This window comes from Aureibacillus halotolerans (genome assembly GCF_004363045.1).
Classification (GTDB): domain Bacteria; phylum Bacillota; class Bacilli; order Bacillales; family DSM-28697; genus Aureibacillus; species Aureibacillus halotolerans.
On record NZ_SNYJ01000005.1, the window covers coordinates 1 to 17,475 of the forward strand.

Annotated in this window: 19 protein-coding genes; 13 read left to right on the plus strand and 6 right to left on the minus strand. The window is 41.7% G+C overall.

Annotated features, from left to right (window positions below):
* Positions 1 to 168 precede the first annotated feature (168 nt).
* Entirely contained in the window at positions 169 to 777 is a 609-nt protein-coding gene (locus EV213_RS07300; protein ID WP_243740022.1) for a Crp/Fnr family transcriptional regulator, read from the plus strand.
* A gap of 11 nt (positions 778 to 788) precedes the next feature.
* On the opposite strand, the gene EV213_RS07305 is transcribed toward EV213_RS07300, so the two are convergent.
* Positions 789 to 1,499: a DUF4386 domain-containing protein gene (locus tag EV213_RS07305; RefSeq protein ID WP_133579869.1), complete on the minus strand. Its 711-nt coding sequence runs from the start codon at positions 1,497 to 1,499 to the stop codon at positions 789 to 791.
* Positions 1,500 to 1,901: 402 nt separating this feature from the next.
* Between EV213_RS07305 and EV213_RS07310 the strand changes: the two genes are divergently transcribed.
* The 3 genes from EV213_RS07310 (at position 1,902) to EV213_RS07320 (ending at position 4,708) form a co-directional block, all read left to right on the plus strand.
* On the plus strand, positions 1,902 to 2,957 hold the full coding sequence (locus EV213_RS07310) for a helix-turn-helix domain-containing protein (RefSeq protein ID WP_133579870.1): 1,056 nt from the start codon (positions 1,902 to 1,904) through the stop codon (positions 2,955 to 2,957).
* Between the two features lie 145 nt (positions 2,958 to 3,102).
* Positions 3,103 to 3,897, plus strand: coding sequence for an SDR family NAD(P)-dependent oxidoreductase (locus EV213_RS07315; RefSeq protein ID WP_133579871.1), 795 nt, complete (start codon positions 3,103 to 3,105; stop codon positions 3,895 to 3,897).
* A 208-nt stretch (positions 3,898 to 4,105) separates the two neighbouring features.
* The gene (locus tag EV213_RS07320; RefSeq protein ID WP_243740023.1) at positions 4,106 to 4,708 is read left to right on the plus strand and encodes a peptidoglycan-binding domain-containing protein; all 603 of its coding nucleotides are present in this window, start codon (positions 4,106 to 4,108) and stop codon (positions 4,706 to 4,708) included.
* Positions 4,709 to 4,748: 40 nt separating this feature from the next.
* Here the strand turns inward: EV213_RS07320 and EV213_RS07325 are convergent, their stop codons facing one another.
* Positions 4,749 to 5,582: a dihydrodipicolinate synthase family protein gene (locus EV213_RS07325; protein ID WP_133579873.1), complete on the minus strand. Its 834-nt coding sequence runs from the start codon at positions 5,580 to 5,582 to the stop codon at positions 4,749 to 4,751.
* A 49-nt stretch (positions 5,583 to 5,631) separates the two neighbouring features.
* Positions 5,632 to 6,207, minus strand: a complete 576-nt coding sequence (locus EV213_RS07330) for a DUF6434 domain-containing protein (protein WP_133579874.1) — start codon at positions 6,205 to 6,207, stop codon at positions 5,632 to 5,634.
* 186 nt (positions 6,208 to 6,393) lie between these two features.
* Here EV213_RS07330 and EV213_RS07335 point away from each other — a divergent pair, with 186 nt between their 5' ends.
* The 3 genes from EV213_RS07335 (at position 6,394) to EV213_RS07345 (ending at position 7,836) form a co-directional block, all read left to right on the plus strand.
* Entirely contained in the window at positions 6,394 to 6,738 is a 345-nt protein-coding gene (locus EV213_RS07335) for an ArsR/SmtB family transcription factor (RefSeq protein WP_133579875.1), read from the plus strand.
* Between the two features lie 98 nt (positions 6,739 to 6,836).
* Positions 6,837 to 7,148 (plus strand): SDR family NAD(P)-dependent oxidoreductase, encoded by a 312-nt coding sequence (locus EV213_RS07340; RefSeq protein WP_133579876.1) that lies wholly within the window; start codon positions 6,837 to 6,839, stop codon positions 7,146 to 7,148.
* A gap of 115 nt (positions 7,149 to 7,263) precedes the next feature.
* Positions 7,264 to 7,836 (plus strand): SDR family NAD(P)-dependent oxidoreductase, encoded by a 573-nt coding sequence (locus EV213_RS07345; protein WP_166639202.1) that lies wholly within the window; start codon positions 7,264 to 7,266, stop codon positions 7,834 to 7,836.
* A gap of 135 nt (positions 7,837 to 7,971) precedes the next feature.
* On the opposite strand, the gene EV213_RS07350 is transcribed toward EV213_RS07345, so the two are convergent.
* From EV213_RS07350 to EV213_RS07365, 3 genes are all read right to left on the minus strand, one after another.
* Positions 7,972 to 8,175, minus strand: a complete 204-nt coding sequence (locus EV213_RS07350) for a hypothetical protein (RefSeq protein WP_133579878.1) — start codon at positions 8,173 to 8,175, stop codon at positions 7,972 to 7,974.
* Positions 8,176 to 8,734: 559 nt separating this feature from the next.
* Positions 8,735 to 10,384 carry a ribosomal protection-like ABC-F family protein gene (gene abc-f / locus EV213_RS07360; protein WP_133579880.1) on the minus strand — a complete coding sequence of 550 codons (1,650 nt, stop codon included), beginning with the start codon at positions 10,382 to 10,384 and terminating at the stop codon, positions 8,735 to 8,737.
* A 351-nt stretch (positions 10,385 to 10,735) separates the two neighbouring features.
* Positions 10,736 to 11,236: an AAA family ATPase gene (locus EV213_RS07365; RefSeq protein WP_166639204.1), complete on the minus strand. Its 501-nt coding sequence runs from the start codon at positions 11,234 to 11,236 to the stop codon at positions 10,736 to 10,738.
* A 219-nt stretch (positions 11,237 to 11,455) separates the two neighbouring features.
* Here EV213_RS07365 and EV213_RS07370 point away from each other — a divergent pair, with 219 nt between their 5' ends.
* The 6 genes from EV213_RS07370 (at position 11,456) to EV213_RS07395 (ending at position 16,951) form a co-directional block, all read left to right on the plus strand.
* On the plus strand, positions 11,456 to 12,019 hold the full coding sequence (locus EV213_RS07370; protein WP_133579882.1) for a ribonuclease FAU-1 family protein: 564 nt from the start codon (positions 11,456 to 11,458) through the stop codon (positions 12,017 to 12,019).
* 138 nt (positions 12,020 to 12,157) lie between these two features.
* Positions 12,158 to 13,063, plus strand: a complete 906-nt coding sequence (locus tag EV213_RS07375; RefSeq protein ID WP_133579883.1) for a manganese catalase family protein — start codon at positions 12,158 to 12,160, stop codon at positions 13,061 to 13,063.
* 316 nt (positions 13,064 to 13,379) lie between these two features.
* A complete protein-coding gene (locus EV213_RS07380) occupies positions 13,380 to 14,228 on the plus strand; it encodes a YitT family protein (RefSeq protein ID WP_133579884.1) in 849 nt (282 codons plus the stop codon).
* 20 nt (positions 14,229 to 14,248) lie between these two features.
* Complete coding sequence (locus EV213_RS07385) at positions 14,249 to 15,049, plus strand: aminoglycoside phosphotransferase/kinase family protein (RefSeq protein WP_133579885.1); 801 nt, start codon at positions 14,249 to 14,251, stop codon at positions 15,047 to 15,049.
* An 81-nt stretch (positions 15,050 to 15,130) separates the two neighbouring features.
* Positions 15,131 to 15,592, plus strand: coding sequence for a GNAT family N-acetyltransferase (locus EV213_RS07390; protein WP_133579886.1), 462 nt, complete (start codon positions 15,131 to 15,133; stop codon positions 15,590 to 15,592).
* Positions 15,593 to 15,652: 60 nt separating this feature from the next.
* Complete coding sequence (locus EV213_RS07395) at positions 15,653 to 16,951, plus strand: arsenic transporter (RefSeq protein ID WP_133579887.1); 1,299 nt, start codon at positions 15,653 to 15,655, stop codon at positions 16,949 to 16,951.
* The last annotated feature ends 524 nt before the right edge of the window (positions 16,952 to 17,475 follow it).

Consider the following 17,475-nt stretch of genomic DNA (forward strand, 5'->3'; position numbering starts at 1 on the left):
GACAGATCACCTTTCGTTCAGGTTCTCCTTTTTTTGCTTTACCCGCGATGAATAAAGAACAGAATTTTATGAAATTATTTATGCAACATTAGTGATATTGTAACAAGGTACTCGGATAATTAAGACAAAGGGTGAATTTTATCTATTATTATAACTGAGGTGATTCTTATGACAACAAACGCTGAACAAGATATGCCATCACATAGGCTGCTTAAGCATTTCATTGAAAAACATGCGGTATTTAGTGAGACAGAGCTATCGGCGATCATGGAAACTATTCAAGTAGCCACGTACCCGAAACACACCACGCTTCTTAAACAAGGGGAGATTTCCACGGCCTGTTACTTTGTGTTAAAAGGATTAATTAGACAGTATTCTATTAATGCTGAAGGCAGAGAAATGACCTCTAACTTTTATAAAGAAGAACAAGCGGTAGTTCTGTTTAATAGTTTCAAGACCAAAACAGAAAGTCCTTATTCTCTTACGTGCGCAGAAGATTCTGTGCTCATCGTGGGTTCGTTGGAAACAGAATCATCAATGTATGAAACCATCCCAGCACTTGAAAAGCTAACGCGCTCGATGGTCGAACAAAATTTTGGGGCGGAACAGGATGAACGAGCCAACGCAGTATCAGCTACTCCTGAAGATAGGTACCGGGCGTTACTAGCCCAAAAAGCTGATCTCATAGAGCGCGTCCCTCAACATCAGTTAGCAAGTTATTTGGGGATGACGCCTGAATCATTAAGCAGAATTAAAAAGAGAGTAAACCAAACATGATAGGAAGGGGTTTACTCTTTTTGCTTGCCTCCTCGAAAGAGCATCCACATTCCGATACCAAGTTCACCAATAGCCATAGGGATGGATAGGATCGATTCAAGTGTCTGGGTGATGGAGTGAAAGGAAGGTAAAAAAAGATACATTGTATGAACCATTATGTAGCTGATAGACGCCACAAGTAAAAGATAGCCGAGCAGTTTAGGAATAAATAATGCTTTTAAAGTAAGCCATCCGACGATGAACAAGTGAAATCCGAAGATAATGAGGCCGAAAGACCAAATGCTTTGAAAAGATTCCATAGAGAGCATCGTTAAGGAAGCTAGCTCCTCAGTTTGAAAAGATAGACGTTCAGTGTTATTTAAAAGGTTCATGACACGTACTAATTGAAACGTAGCGGCACCCAAGAATGCAGTATACATCAGGCGGAATAACAAGCCAAGTAAGGATAAACTCGTGTTTATTTGCTTAAGGAATATAAAAAATGACCAAGAAAGTATGACATCACAAATAATAATAACAAGCCAGCAGAAAACCCCTAAAGTGAATAAAGGAAAGGATTGCTGAAGATTGGTTACTGTGGCAGAAGGGTTTCCTGGTATGATTAACTGACCATTGACCAAACCAACAGCAATCCCTGCACAAATCACCATAATCAGCATGGAAACTCCCGTGATCACGGAAACTTGACGGAGTGTGGTTCTTTCTGTTTCGTAGGCTAACATGTTATGTCCTCCACGTCGCTTTTTAATCTAAGTGTACATGTGGAGACATTTTATTTCATTGACTTAAGTCAAGACACGTTGTTCCTTACAAGGACATCCTAGGAAATTGTTTGACGATTGCATCGCTTATCATAACCGCTATTTCCAAAGCTTGTTTCTCAATTGTATCGCATCGCATACCTGAACCCCTGATGCACGGTCCTTCGTGATCATGTAGATGGCTTCTGATTTCGTTCATGCTAAGTGATGTCTAACCTACATCTATCTACTCCGCACGTATTTTATTATTTTTCCAATTCCCGTAATTTAGAAATCGGAACTTATCTCGTTATATTGTTTGCTAAGATGATAGTATTATCTATGTAAACCACTTATTCTTATCATTTCACAAGAACGGTTTGATTGAAGGAGGGAGCAGCACTGTATAGTCACTCAGATGGATTTGTTAAAATACCACAGGGCTTTTGGGAAAGTTTGAAGTCATTGGGGCTTCATCATCATGAGGTCATTTGTAAAGCGAAACTGCCGATCTCTTTAACGGAAGAAGAGCCGCTCGTTTTAAAAAGGTCACACTATTTAGCGATCTGGAAAGTATATGAGGAATTCATTGGTGATACGTCTCAAGCTATTATTCAAATGGTAGATGCGTATAAAATATCAAAATATCCTCCTTCTTTTATGGCAATTTACCATGCAAGCACCTATCGAGAGGCTATAAAAAAGATGGTCAAATATAAAAAACTCTGTCCTCCAGAGAATTTAACCTTCCAAGAGAAGGGAAATAAAAGCTACATTGACCTAGGTCATGTAAATGATGAAAATATACCACCCGTTTTAATAGGTTCTACGTTAGCGTCTATTCTGGAAGTTGGACGCAGAGGTACAGGATTAAAGATGAATGCGATGCAGTTAGAGGTCACATTTTCTTTAGATAACAGTCAGATTTTAGAATCCTTTTTTGGCTGTAAGGTGAAGACTCGATCTCTATACAACCGACTAACTCTCAAGCGAAGTGATTTAGATCATTCTTTTGCCTCGTCAAATGAAGAAGTGCTTTCCATGTTAACCCCCACTTTAGATAAAATGCTATCAGAACATCTAAACAGTAAAACGTTAACGGAGCACGTTAAGGAGATGTTGAGAAATAACTTATCTAATGAGAATACAAGTATTGAATTAATTTCGAAAAAGATGGGGACAGGAAGTCGTACGTTGCAACGTAAATTAAACGATGAAGGAACGAATTTCAAGCAGTTGTTCATGCAAGTGAGACGTGAAAAGTCTTTAGATTATCTCGCTACTACATCTTTATCCATTAAAGAAATTGCCTATTTGGTTGGTTATACTGATCAAAATTCATTTTACCGTGCTTTTCGACTTTGGGAGAACGATACACCCACGAACTGGCGAAGAGATTCTAATTGCTCATTAAATCACGTTTCCCGCGAAGTATTGTAATTGATTCCTCGTAGTGTGGCGTTAAGTACGAGAACACTGTCATTTGAAACTAGTTCTATTCTATTTATTTTAATGTAGCCTATAAGTAGTCAGTCATTGTTTGTTTTATTGGCTGACATTAAAACTCATTATAGGGGAATGCGATATGGATTTGAAACTAAAAAATAAAACAGCACTCATAACAGGTTCTACGAAGGGGATTGGGAAAGCAATAGCCATTGCATTGGCAAGAGAAGGTGTTCATGTCTTAATTAATGGTAGGGATCAAGAGTCAGTAGAGAACACGGTCCTAGAAATTAAGAACAAGTTTCCAGACACATGTCCCCAAAATGCAAAAGCGAACCTTTTGGATAGGATTGAAAGAGAGGCAGTCATTAATACGTATCCTGATATCGATATTCTTGTAAACAATGTAGGAATTTATGAAATGATGGATTATAAAGATGTTGATGAAGAGGTATTGGAAAAATACATTCAAACAAATTTTGCGGTAGCGAACTCATTAACTAAATTTTATTTGTATAAAATGCTAGAAAGAAACGTTGGCCGAGTTATGTTTATTGCAAGCGAGGAAGCCGTTATGCCCTCAGGACTTATGCCTCAGTACGCCATCACAAAATCCATGTTGTTATCTCTAGCAAAAAGTCTGTCTAAGTTGACGACTGGGAAAGACGTGACGGTAAACACAATCATGCCAGGTCCTACATTATCAGAGAATGTGAAACAAATAATTGAAGAGATGTTTCAAGATAAGGACATGGACTTTTTGGATAAAGAGGCTAGGTTTATGAAAGAGAACTTAGCTCATTCGGAATTACAACGATTTATTAGACCTGATGAAATTGGTAGATTAACTGCATTTTTATGTAGTCCATATGCTGGAGCATTCAAAGGTTCTCCTATTCGTATGGATGGAGGGATTGTTCCAACAATTATCTAAAAGGTTCTACGGAATGACTGTGACTTACCAAGGAATATTGGGAAGTTCAACCCCTTTAATTAAGCCGATTGATGCAAGAGAATAGGCGTCATTGAGCCTGTGTTCCATAACGAAGAAACCTAAAACAATGTGTACCAATTCATTACCATGTTTATTTCTTCTGTTGGAAAGGGAACTCTGTAGTAAGTTCACAAATTGGGAGGAGATTATGATGAAAAAGAAATGGTTAGCTGTAATTCCGGCGGTGGCGCTTGTGGCAGCCCCATTGCCCATTCAATCGGTATCCGCCTCTAGTGAACAAGTTGTACAAGAGTCACAATTACCAAGTGAATTAGAGTCTGTATTAATGATTGCCCCTGAACATCAACCTACATTAACACAAGGTCGTACGGGGACGTATGGAAATGAAGTTGATTTCGTTCAATTTACAATCAGTCAAGCTGGGTTTGAAACCGAAGTCGATGGAGTGTTTGGACCAGACACAAAGGATAAAGTAAAACAGTTTCAAGCAGCTCATGGGTTAACAGCTGATGGCATTGTAGGTATTAATACATGGGTAGCTCTTTTCTCTGAGCATAACGATAGCGAATTCCCTGTAGAGACTGCTATTTCTTATGCGGAAGAGGCACTGGATAATGATGATCTCGTCTTCAGTAGTAATGGTGAGCTTCATAAAGATGCTGAAGGCAACCAGTTCTACTCTTTAAGAGCTCAAAGCCAAGCATACATTGATAGTGGAGGTTCGGGTACCGTCGGATTTTATGATGTGTATGAAAATGGAGACATTGTCGAATCGAAGCCGCAATCATAATAAGAGAGAAAGTAAATATGTATAGCCCTGACGAAACAAGTCAGGGTTTCTTAATTCCTAATGGACTTCTACATATGCCTATTTGGGTACCTTGTTTGTTTAATGCCTCTTTAATATGAATGATGACAGAACAATCAGTGAACAATGATTGGAGTAAATGGGTGACCTTTTGATCTTTAAGTTGATCTTCCTCACCTAGCTGCAACCGATTGAACCACTCGCGTATTCCTTCTGGATCAACATTTCCTAGAATAGACGATAGTCGATTAAAGCCACTCTTTAATTTACTCTCGAGATTTACTTCCCCACCTGCATAGAGAAAAATTCCTGGGCAGCTCTTTTTTATATGAGCTAAGGAGTCATTGCTTTTTTGACCAGCTTCTTTCACCCCGATGATAAGATCAACATTGTTAAACAAAGTGATCATCGTCTCTTCTGCTAAATCAAATCCTGTTCTTGGCGGGTTGTTATAGAGGATTGTCGGCTTTTGCCCCGCTTCAATAACTTTTGTCGTATACGTGATCATCTCATCTTGGGTAGGGACAATATAGGGAGGAAACCCTAGCATGATTCCAGCAATATTGGACTTTCGAATGGCTTTAGCAAGAATCACTGCATCTTTTTGTCTCACAGCGGACACGCCAAAAAGAATCTCCATATTTTTTGTTACATCATGGTCATCTAAAGCTTCAATGAGCTCTATTTTTTCTGCTACAGTAAGACTATGTTGTTCCCCCGTAGTCCCACAAACGAGGACAGATTTAATTCCTTGCTCGTATAGGTTTTGGACGTGATTGATGGTGTTGTCTACTTCTAATTCTTCATTTTGAGAAAATGAAGTAGGGACAGCAATATGGTAATTTTCTTTTAGCATTCTGTACGCTCCTTTTTTGAACACATAGCCGATTTATTCTCCGTCAGGATCACACTTCGGAACGAGACGCGTATTTGTTGCTGCCAGGTAGCTGCTTAATTTTGTTCCATGCACTGATCGCTTCTTTGCGACTTCTTCCTTGATTTTTAGGGTCTGAAAAAAAGTCGCTTATAAACAAATTGTATTCAAATTGTGGCCCAATCTCTCTTTTGTAAGAGGGGTCTTTTTTTCTTATTTCTTCTTCATGCCATGCCGTAATCACATCACGATACGTTTTTCCTACATTAGTTCTAAAATAATCTTGTATGTACGTAGAGAAATGAAACTTAGGTATTTCATTCTTGAAAAAGGCTCGAACGTGTTGACTGCAACGATGGTTTTCAGTAATCACTGTATTTAGACTTAGCTGATGAGGAGCTTCTGTTTTTTTAGCTCCTGTAGCTTTACGAATCGGCTTTTCTATTCTTCCTGTTTTCAAAAAAACTTCGATTCGCTTAGATAACTCTATTTTCGACCCTGTAGCACTCAAACCATGTGCTCTACTAAATTGTTGTAATTCTTCTTTCAGCCAGTAGTACTCATTAAACTGGTCAACATCAATCTCTTTCATTAACTCAGGCCTCATTCATAACACCCCCATGTATATATGTTCATTATAGAACATTTGTTCTTGCTAATCAAAAGAAATATGTTCAAATGAATGGTGTTAGACAAGGGTTAATCATAGAAACCATTGACATATTTCTAATGAGCTTATATAGTTAAATAATTAAATGAATGATCATTTGATTTTGACAGGCGGTTATTGCTGATGAACAATGAAGAGACATTATTGACAAGAAAAAAGGAATTAATAGACGAGATTCGTGATTCTACAGATATCTTCAAAGCTTTCTCAGACCCTGTAAGACAGGATATTTTTTTAATGTTTATGATAGCAAAACGTATGAATGTTGCCGAGGTCGTTGAACAGTCGCATTTATCAAGACCTGCTATTTCTCACCACCTTAAAATACTGAAGCAAGCAGGTATTTTAAGCTCAAACAAAGTGAAAACGGAAGTATTCTACTCATTAAATTTGGGTGATTCAGTCATTGCAAAATTAAAGAGGATTGTAGAGAGTGCCGAAGTAATTATGCAAAATAAAGAAGATTGATCAACATTCTAATTCTTACTTTCGATTAGAATGTTTTTATAGGCATTAAATGATCAAAAGTTTAAACGTTTAAACGTTATAGGAAGGATGAAATTATCATGGATTACGCAAACAAAACGATCTTACTTACAGGAGCTTCTTCGGGCATCGGTCTGGAATTTGCACAGGAACTGGCCAAGAAAGGAGGAAACTTAATTCTGGTTGCACGTTCAAAAGAGAAATTAGAGGAACTTGCGACTAAACTGAAAAATTTGTATCATGTGAACGTAAAAGTACTCTCTATTGATTTAGCAAAATCAGGTGCAGCTGAAGTCATATATAACGAATTAGAAGACAATAACAAAGAGGTAGACATCCTTATTAACAATGCAGGAGTTGGGACATTAGACTATCTTGACCGCTTGTGTTAGGCAATGTAGAAATGCATAACATTGCAATTGCTCCTACATAGTAATGCAACTTGACACGGAGCCTCTATGGGCATGCACTAAACGCCAAGAAGCCATGCGCCATAAGGCTTTGGCTTTGCCAAAAAGGCTAGCACGCCCAACTCTCCGTGTAAAGTTGCAACGAAATATCGGCTTGCAAAGTTATGCACTATTGTTTTGCACTACACACCGCTTAGATATGTTGCGTATCAATAAAGAAATTCAGTTGAATATCATCGCTCTTACAGAATTAACTCATCTCTTCTTAGCACCGATGTTAGCCAAAAATGCGGGGGTTATTCTTAACGTGGCATCAATGACTGCATTTCAACCTGCGCCATTTATGTCAGTGTATGGTGCAACAAAAGCGTATGTCCTTTCGTTTACTGAAGCCTTAGCGGCTGAGTACAATGAGACGAAGGTTCAAATCATCACATTATGTCCTGGAGGAACCCAAAGCGCCTTTTATCAACGCTCAGGAGCAGATCATTTAAAAGGGAAGCTAATGGAACCAATCGATGTCGTTCATCATGCATTCAAAGCCATCGAGGAGAAGCGGCATTTCAAAGTGGTCGGTTTTTCTAACGCTTTGGCGGCTAAGCTCGTTCCAATATTACCGCGGAATTTGGTTCTAAATACCGTAAAACGAATAATGCGACCAACAAAGTGATTAGCTATTAGACCAAACGGATCCTTCCATATTTCGGAGTGAACGAGCAATGTAGCGATTAATTAAATCAAACTATCTTCCCGTTTATCACATGCCTACATCTGCTCAATCAAACTGCCAATCACTGCTTTTAGGTCAGCCAATAACGTCTGGTTTTTTAAATCCGCCGTGCTCATTCAATTTGCTGTTTGCACAAGAAATCAATAGGGCGCGGTCGCTAGATAGATTCACATTCAGCATACTCAGGTTTTGCTGCGAGGCCACATGCGCATATTCTCCGCCACCATGACTTTCTTTGCTTCCATAAAAAGCCCCATTCATCTTGGCAGTTTGATTCAATACCTTTTAGAAATCACCCATGTGCTCACGGACTCAGATATGTAATAGGTTAATACTAATAGGACTAATAGTATTGAAGCGTTTATTTGGATGAAAAAAAAGTGGATGATACACATAATAATCACGGCTGAAAAAGTAATCCTGCTTGTGTAGACAGATACTTTTTGAAAAATATGATGGTAGCGTTCATCTTCTACCCCGTTAACTCCCTTTATTTTTATTTCCAGGAGAGAATTAATGGCTGTTCCTAGTACTAACAATCCGATCACCCACAGGTTTTGTCCAGAAAACAGAAAAACGATTGAAATAAGGACAAAGCATAGAGCCAAACCCATTGAAATTAGTGAAAGCGTTCTTTTTGACATACAATCACTCCTCATCATAAAAAGTATCTTCTACCGAACACTTGAAATAATGACTTAATTTAATCATCTTAATTCAAATTCTACCTTCTGTAATTTTATAATGTTCCATGATGAGACAAGTTGCATTAGAATGATTTCGAAAAAGCCAGGGAGGATCCCCGGCTTTTTTCAATAGCGTAAGGGTTTATCAATACCTACGAAAGCGTCTTAATCGTCTCCGTCAGTTCTTTAAATCGGGCATCCAGTGCCTGGTACTCTTTACTGGCTGGTGGCGAGAAGCTGAGCTTGCCGAGCACTTCCTGGCGTTCTGTTTCCAAGGTTAGGCGCAACTCTTCGTTTGCTTGATTGTCTTGAGGCGGCTTGGGTGCATTGATTTTTTTGTGCATTTTCTTATCCGCGATGACAAGCTCGGTGTCTGTTGTTTTCTCAAGAAAATAACGATCGTGCGAGACAATGAGCAGCGTTCCGTTGTATTGGCTGAGCGTTTCTTCAAGTTGCTCGCGCGATGGGAGATCGAGGTGGTTGGTCGGTTCGTCTAGAATCAACACATCTTTTTCCTCTAAAATGTACGCCATTAGCTTACACTTCACACGCTCGCCCATGCTCATGTCGCGAATGGGCTCTGCCCATTGAGAGGCACTGAAGCCTAAATGGTTCATCAAGTTTTGCACGCGGCCTCTGTCGGCATAGTTGTCTTGGTAAAAGATCTCTTTAGGTGTCTGATCAAGAGGTAGATCAAAGACATCCTGTGTGAGATAGCCAATGTTTGCGGTAGGGGACAGCCACACTTCGCCCGTTGCCTCCTCCTGGCCCATGACGATTCTCAGGAAGGTGGTTTTCCCGCTGCCATTGGGACCAATGAGAGCAATTTTTTCCCCATGCTGGATTGTGAATTGCGCTTCTTTAAAGAGAGTGGTCTCGCCATAGGACTTGGTGAGGTTCGTCACTTCCATGAAACGTCTTCCTACCTTTGTGTTGGCTTTCATTGAAAACTGCACCTTTTCGTCTGGGGCAACAGCTTCAGCGTTTATTTTCTCAAGTTCTTTTTCAAGCCGCTTCTGTTTCGATTTCACTTGCGCGTCCATTTTTTTCGCTTTGACACGATGATATTCCTTCAAGCCCATCTTTGGTCCTTCTTGTTTGGTTGAGGCCGCATGAGCCGCGCTTGACCAGGAGGTGAGCTGTTTCATTTGGCCTTCGATACGAGCCTTCATTTTTTGCTGTTTCTCATATTCGCGCTGCTGGGTCAGTCGCTTTTGCTCCCGTTCCTCCATATAGCTTGAGTAATTTCCCGTATGAGCAATGAGCGTTTGCTCCTCAAGGGACCAAATGTCCGTACAGACTTTGTCTAGAAAATAGCGGTCATGGGAGACGAGAATGAGCGTGCAGTTCAACTGTTTCATTTGCTCAATAAGAACGTCGACACTCAGGTCATCTAAGTGATTTGTTGGTTCATCCAACAGCAAAAGATCAGCAGATGTGGCAAAGCCTTTCGCCAGTCTGGCCTTAAGTTTTTCGCCACCGCTGAGTGTGCTGTATTCGTTGGCAGGAACATTCCAACGACTTAACAAAGCAACGTCCTGCGAGCCAACATCACCGAATGCAAAGGCGTCGTTTTCCTGCTCCACGAGGGAGAGGCTCAGGTTGTTTTGGAGGTGCTTGATGTGTCCAGTTGTCGGTGTTAGGTCCTGATGCAGCAAATGCAGCAATGTTGATTTGCCGGCGCCGTTTTTGCCGATCAGCCCAATGACATCGCCTTGATGGACGGTAGCATTTAGCTTGGTAAGCAATGGGCTGCCATTGATCTCAAAGCTGACATTTTGTAGTTGCAAGAGTTCGATCATGCAATCATCCCTTCTAGTCAGGGAGAATTCAAAAAATCCTCCCAATGGTATTGGAAGGATTAGTCATGTAATAACCGTACCTAAATAAGCTATGTAGCGATTACGCTATCTAGTTATCTAGAGAGATTTGGGCAGACTAATCCTAGGTTTTTTCAACTTGAAATTAGAGTCATTTCAAATGCGAAAACGTAGGTTTAGCTGTACATTGTCCACCCATCATCCCTTTCGTTTAATGTTCTTAGACCTTACCATGTTTGAATTGGAAAATCAAGGCGCGAAGGCATGGGCATACTCATGTGCGAATCGCTTCGAGGCGATTCCAACAGAGAAGAAAGTGTTGTAGGAGCGGAGTCATTCCGCGTTGCTCAGCCTCAACAAGGCCAATGCTTCAATCTCTTTTACATTTTGATGAATGTCCCTTGTCGTATCAATCGTGACTGTGGCAGAAGCTTGAATGATGCCTGCAAATCGCTCAAAGTTATCGATAATGTCGTTTCTCTCGGCTTCCGTTTTTCCATACGGATTCGTCGTTCGCTTTTCAACCCTGGACAGGATTGTTTCAAGAGGAGCGGAAAAACAAATGACCTCATCAAAGTAGGCGTAAAAGTGGCTTTGGTTGGATACGGCTCCTGATAAAAATAAGATCCCCTCTGTATGATCGTTGAGGATGGATTGGATCTTGTGCTTATCCCAGATCCAATCCGTTTCCTTAAGGACTGGATTGTAGGTTTTCTTTACTAAGGGGTGGTCATCTGTTTCGATGGTTTTATAGCCCTTCTGGTTTAAGTGGCTTAGAATAGTCGTCTTACCAGTCCCGGACATGCCGGTAATGAAGAGAATCACCTTGCTCATCCTATTTCCCCGTCTCCTTTTTGTTTTTTGAATTGTACCGAAAAAAGAGAAAACATTCAAAATATCCCCCCTTTTTGCTCGTTCCTCATGTAAATTAGAAGTGAGGGCCTTACTAATGGGAAATGGGGAGTACATGAATGAGTAGCGGTATTCTCCCCCATACGTTCATTTAAAACAGCATGAGCGTGCAAGTCATTTTCACAGGAGGGAGATGCACTCTTGAAGAGAAAATATGGAGACCGCTCTGATTGGACGCGTATACTGGAAAGAGACTATGTACAGTCCTATCTTGAAACGGATCATTTTAAAGGGTACTTGTCACTTCTGAAGGTGGATAAAGTGAAAGAGCCCTTGTACGTTAAATACGCTGACCAAACTATTTGCATCGTAAATGACGGATATCTATGGCTTCAACAATTCCCTAGCGATAAGCATCATTCAGTAACGACGATGTTTGATGAAAAAGGGCACATTGTGCAATGGTATATTGATATTTGTTATACAAACGGTGTGAGTGAGGATAATGTGCCTTGGATGGATGATTTGTACTTAGACATTGTCGTCTTGCCATCAGGAGAAGTCATCCAAAAGGATGTAGAAGAACTCAATGAAGCATTGCTTAATGGCACAATAGACAAATCTCTATATGACCTTGCAAAACAAGAAGCACATATGATTAATGCCTTTATTAAAGATAGAAACTTTCCCTTGTTACAGCTTTCAAAGGAACATAAAGATATTCTTTTACAAATGCTTCAGAAGGGAGATCTGACGGAGAAATGAACAACTCTTGGGGTTGTTCCACAGAGAAGGGTCTCTAACGCGTCATCGGAATGGTTATTTGTCATTTCGTTTGCTTGGCACCAATTTTGGCAACACTCCTACTGAAAGAATAATTTTACGAATGGGGAGTGAGCTCTTTTGTTTAAAAGGATAGACAAGCTGCAAATTGATTTGCCGAAGCTTCAACAACCTGACCCTGAGTCTGCCGGTGTCGTTCAAGAGCTTCTTGGTGGCCGTTTCGGAGAAATGTCAACGCTGAACAACTATATGTTTCAGTCGTTTAACTTTCGTAGCAAAAAGAAACTACGTCCCTTCTATGAATTGATTGCGAGCATTACTGCAGAGGAGTTTGGTCATGTCGAGCTTGTGTCGAATACGATTAACCTTTGTTTGGACGGGTCGACAGGGAATGGAAGCACGAATCCTGATGATGCCCCATTAAAGCAGGTGGCTGGCATGGGCAACAAATTCAATTTTATGCTTGGAGGTCAAAACGCCCTTCCGGTGGATTCGGCTGGTAAGCCTTGGACAGGTGACAACGTCTTCTCTAGTGGGAATTTGGTGAACGACTTGCTGCACAATTTCTATTTGGAATGTGGGGCACGTACTCATAAAATGCGTGTGTACGAAATGACAGAAAATCAGACGGCACGCGAACTGATTGGGTATTTGCTCGTGCGGGGAAGCGTGCATGCCGTGGCGTATGCGAAGGCACTTGAGGAAGTGACAGGTGTGAACATGATGAAAATGCTGCCAGTGCCGAATCTCGACAATGCCAAGTTTTCGCATGCTCAAAAATATGAGTCACTCGGGGAGCATCGAAAGCTGTACCGGTTTAGTGATGACGACTATACCCTCTTAAATCGTATCTGGAAAGGACCTACACCAATTGGTCCGGCGGGTGAGCTAGAAGTGGTGGATGGGACACCGGAAGGCGGAGAGATTCCGGATCTGCTCGAGGTTCCAGAAGAGTTCGCCCCTGGCTTTGACGAAGAACAATTCAGAGAGCTATCAAAACGCTTGCAATATGAGGCAGGGCTGTAACAGATTAGCACGTGGCATAGCGAATGGATAGACATGATAAGCGTTTCAAAACAAACAATCGTAGGGGCTGTTCCGAGAGTCATAAAAAATGACTTTCAGAGCTGCTCCTTCTTTATTTCCATGTAAAAGTGATGGCGAAATGGCAACTGAACGTCTCACTTTCCTCTGTTCAGTTGTGATCCCCAAGCCTAAATCGCTGTAATTTATGAATCGTTTAACGCTGCCTCTGTGTATCAACTCATTTTCACCTTATAGAAAGGCCCCCTTTTCGTTTATAATGAAGAGCGTGAGACGTTAATTGAAGGAAGGTACATCGATGAACACACCGAACGAAGCAAAATCATATGCACTCATTGCTCTTGGCACACTGCTTTACGGCTTTTCATATAACTTGTTTTTGCTGCCGGCTTTGCTTGCGGCTGGAGGCATTTCAGGGATTAGCACGTTGCTGTTTAGCGTGTATGGTTGGACGCCGGCGTTAGTGCAAGGGCTATTGAATATCCCGATTTTCTTTTTAGGCTATGCGCTGCTTGGCAAGGAGTTTAGCATTAAAACATTTGTGGCGACGTTTCTGCTGCCATTTTTTATTTGGCTCACTTCGTACGTACCACTCGCCGTCCATGACCCGATGCTGTCTTCCATTTATGGCGGCATTTTGTTAGGGCTAGCGCTAGGTCTCGTTTTCCGAGGCAATGGATCTACTGGCGGCACGACCATTATCGGTCAGCTGATCAAAAAGTACACGGGCTTTTCCAGTGGCTTTGCTCAGTTGCTTATCGATGGCGTCATCGTCGTCTTTGCGATGATTGTGTTTGATCTGGAGCGCGCGTTGTATGCCATGATCGCCATTTTCATTGGCAGTAAAATCATTGATCTCGTTCAATTACGCACATCGTCTTCAAAGCTCGTGCTGATTGTGACGGAAAAGGAGCAGCAGGTAACGGATCTGATTCGAAATGAGCTTGATCGAGGCTTTACGAAGGTATGGTCTGAAGGCGGGTTCTCTAGCGAAAGGAAAGCCCTGTTGTTTAGCGTCGTTGAGCAATCGGAAGCGGTGTATCTGAAAAGCTTAATTCAGCATAGTGACACAGACTCATTCGTGATTTTCTTGAATGCTTCTGATATCGTCGGACGAGGTTTTACACTGCCAAAAACCTACCGCTAAACAACGAGAGGTGGAAACGAATGATTCCTAGAAATGTCTTGGAGGCTTTTCAACTTGACGGGGATGCGATAAAACTCCCCGGAGGTCAAGGCACGTCAGTCAAAGTGGGGAATGCTGTTCTAAAGCCAGTGGAAGATGACCCTGCCTATGTCGACTGGGTATCAAGCGTGCTGGATGACTTACAGCCAAAAGGGTATCGACTTGCGACTCCGATGCGAACAAAAGAGGGTTCTTCTGTGTACCAAGGGTGGTCGTGTGCCCGCTTTGAGGAAGGACAGCCCATGGAGGGGAATGTAGAAGGCAAACTTAAGGTCGCAAGATTGTTCCATAAGGATTTGGCAGGCAGCCCATACCGCTCTGCACCGACAGTTGAAAATCCTTGGTCACGTGGACATCGAATCGCCTGGTGTCAGGAGGAGATTCCTATTGAGACAAATGCGACCGCAAAAGAAGTGCTTCATCAGTTGCTCACCAGCATCACGCGACATCCCGATTATGAAACACAGCTCATCCATGGAGATCTGGCAGGCAATATCCTTTTTCATCAAACCCTGCCCCCAGTGGTTATCGACTTCTCCCCGACCATCGCGCCGGCTGCATATGGGGAGTCCATTTTACTATGTGATTGTATCGCCTGGCAGGGCAGCTCACTTCAAGCCATGCATCTGTTGCCTGAAAACAACCATTCCAAAGAAATGATCACTAGGGCGCTGATTTTTAGATTAGCTGTGGCGGCTATTTTTGCAAATGGCGACGATCGTTCTTTTGCAGCTGAATTAAAGGCGTATGAGCCAATTGTAAAGACATTGGTGAGAGCTTGAGTGTACATGGTTTATGTGGGCATTGTCCTCGGAAATGAAAATTTATTTAAGTCACTTATATTAGTGCTTTTGAGGTGTGAAATGAACATAAAAGTTGATGATTTAACAGGTCCTGAAATTGCAGAGCTTTTAAATGTTCACTTACAGGGTATGAAGCTGCATTCACCACCAGAAAGTATCCATGCCCTTGACTTGGAGGCGCTTAGACAACCAGGGATTACGTTCTGGAGTGCATGGGTAGACGATACCTTGGTAGGCTGTGGGGCGCTTAAAGAACTTGATCGTCATCATGGAGAGATTAAATCCATGAGAACGTCTGATGCCTTCTTAAGAAAAGGGGTGGCTCGGGGACTACTTTCATATATTCTTAAAGAGGCAGAGCGTCGAGACTATAGGAAAGTGAGTCTGGAAACGGGCTCCATGGCTGCATTTGAGCCCGCAAGAAGACTGTATTCTCAGTTTGGGTTCGAGTACTGTGGACCTTTTTCAAATTATAAAGAGGATCCGAATAGCGTTTTCATGACGAAAGACTTACGCAGTTGAAAGTGACTATGCTAGAAAGAGAGACACGAGTGGAGTGTTAGCCAGAGGAGGAAACTGATTGTGATTTCAGTTGTATTGGCGTCTTTCATCTTTATTGTGACGCTGGTGATGGTTATCTGGCAACCGAGGAATTTGAACATCGGCTGGTCGGCATGTGGCGGCGCACTGATTGCGTTGATCGTCGGTGTTGTGGATTTGACTGATGTAGTAGAGGTCACAAGCATTGTGTGGAACGCCACCATCACGTTTATTGCTATTATTATTATTTCTTTGATTTTAGATGAAATTGGTTTTTTTGAATGGGCAGCGCTCCATATGACGAGAGCAGCCAAAGGAAACGGCATTTTGATGTTTGTTTACGTGACCATTCTAGGAGCGGTCGTAGCGGCTTTGTTTGCGAATGATGGAGCAGCGTTAATTTTGACACCGATTGTGTTAGCGATGGTGCGTGCATTGAATTTTAATGAGAGCATGGTGTTTCCTTTTATTATTGCCAGTGGGTTTATCGCAGACACGACCTCATTGCCGCTTGTTGTGAGCAATCTCGTCAACATCGTGTCAGCTGATTATTTTCATATTGGCTTTGTCGAATATGCGACCCGAATGATTGTCCCGAATTTCTTTGCTTTGCTTGCGAGCATTCTCGTTCTCTATCTTTATTTCCGCAAACAGATCCCGAAGTGTTTTGATGCTAGGGAACTCAAAATACCAGCTGAAGCCATTAAGGATGTCAGGATGTTCCACATCTCATGGTATGTTTTAAAGTTGCTGCTCATCGGCTATTTAATCAGCGAATTTCTTCATCTGCCTGTATCGATTGTCGCCAGTGTGATTGCCGTTTTCTTCATTTTAGCGGCGAGACAAAGTCCAGCTGTCCATACAAAGCGAGTGCTGAAGGAGGCCCCCTGGAATATCGTGTTTTTTTCAGTCGGGATGTATGTCGTCGTTTATGGGCTTCGCAATGTCGGTTTAACCGATATGCTCGCCAATGTCATTGAAGCGACAGCAGATCACGGGGTTTTTGCTGCAACGATGGGAATGGGGTTTCTGGCCGCCATTCTCTCATCAGTGATGAACAATCTACCGACAGTGTTGATTGATGCGATTGCCATTGGGGATACAAACACCACTGGAATGATACGGGAAGCCTTGATTTATGCCAACGTGATTGGGTCGGATTTGGGACCGAAAATGACACCCATTGGTTCACTGGCTACACTGTTATGGCTGCACGTCCTGTCACGGAAAGGCGTTCGCATTTCCTGGGGAACGTATTTTAAAACGGGTATCGTATTAACGGTTCCTGTGCTCTTCATCACACTTCTCAGCTTGTATGGCTGGTTGTTGTTACTATATTAGAGAAAAAACGTCTGAGGCTGGTAGCAGCTTCAGGCGTTTTACTTATATGATTAATTTAATCCTATGACTGATCCTTTTCGTCCGCTTTGTCGATAAGCTTTATATACAAAAGGCTCATAATCATCAGTGTGCCGATACCATTAACCCTTAACAAAAGGTTCAATGCAATTGTCCAATCAATCGTATTGAAAAGGTAGGTCAGTATTGGGAAATGATTGATCAGGAAAATACTCGAGTAGACGACAAAAATAAGCCAAGCAAATTTCTTCCTCCGGTCTCCGGTTATCTTGACTCGGTGAAACAGGATCAAGCACAGGATGGGGAAAATCCAAAGAAGTATATAAGGTAAAACATTTGGTAGATCAGAAAACTGCAAAACGAAAAAATTGTCTAACGAAAGAACATACACCTGAACGAATATAGTGAAGGCCACGAACAGGGAGATGGTAGCATTGAGTTTCATAGATAGATTAATAAATTTAGGAGTGATATGCTAATTTTAACATATTAAAGAGGGGAGGAGG

Excerpts from the sequence above, each read along its gene's own strand:
- EV213_RS07300 (WP_243740022.1), top strand. The coding sequence starts at position 169 with ATGACAACAAACGCTGAACAAGATATGCCATCACATAGGCTGCTTAAG.
- EV213_RS07340 (WP_133579876.1), top strand. The coding sequence starts at position 6,837 with ATGGATTACGCAAACAAAACGATCTTACTTACAGGAGCTTCTTCGGGC.
- EV213_RS07380 (WP_133579884.1), top strand. The coding sequence starts at position 13,380 with ATGAACACACCGAACGAAGCAAAATCATATGCACTCATTGCTCTTGGC.
- EV213_RS07390 (WP_133579886.1), top strand. The coding sequence starts at position 15,131 with ATGAACATAAAAGTTGATGATTTAACAGGTCCTGAAATTGCAGAGCTT.
- EV213_RS07325 (WP_133579873.1), bottom strand. The coding sequence starts at position 5,582 with ATGCTAAAAGAAAATTACCATATTGCTGTCCCTACTTCATTTTCTCAA.
- EV213_RS07335 (WP_133579875.1), top strand. The coding sequence starts at position 6,394 with ATGAACAATGAAGAGACATTATTGACAAGAAAAAAGGAATTAATAGAC.
- EV213_RS07315 (WP_133579871.1), top strand. The coding sequence starts at position 3,103 with ATGGATTTGAAACTAAAAAATAAAACAGCACTCATAACAGGTTCTACG.
- EV213_RS07330 (WP_133579874.1), bottom strand. The coding sequence starts at position 6,207 with ATGAGGCCTGAGTTAATGAAAGAGATTGATGTTGACCAGTTTAATGAG.
- EV213_RS07385 (WP_133579885.1), top strand. The coding sequence starts at position 14,249 with ATGATTCCTAGAAATGTCTTGGAGGCTTTTCAACTTGACGGGGATGCG.
- abc-f (WP_133579880.1), bottom strand. The coding sequence starts at position 10,384 with ATGATCGAACTCTTGCAACTACAAAATGTCAGCTTTGAGATCAATGGC.
- EV213_RS07365 (WP_166639204.1), bottom strand. The coding sequence starts at position 11,236 with ATGAGCAAGGTGATTCTCTTCATTACCGGCATGTCCGGGACTGGTAAG.
- EV213_RS07305 (WP_133579869.1), bottom strand. The coding sequence starts at position 1,499 with ATGTTAGCCTACGAAACAGAAAGAACCACACTCCGTCAAGTTTCCGTG.
- EV213_RS07320 (WP_243740023.1), top strand. The coding sequence starts at position 4,106 with ATGATGAAAAAGAAATGGTTAGCTGTAATTCCGGCGGTGGCGCTTGTG.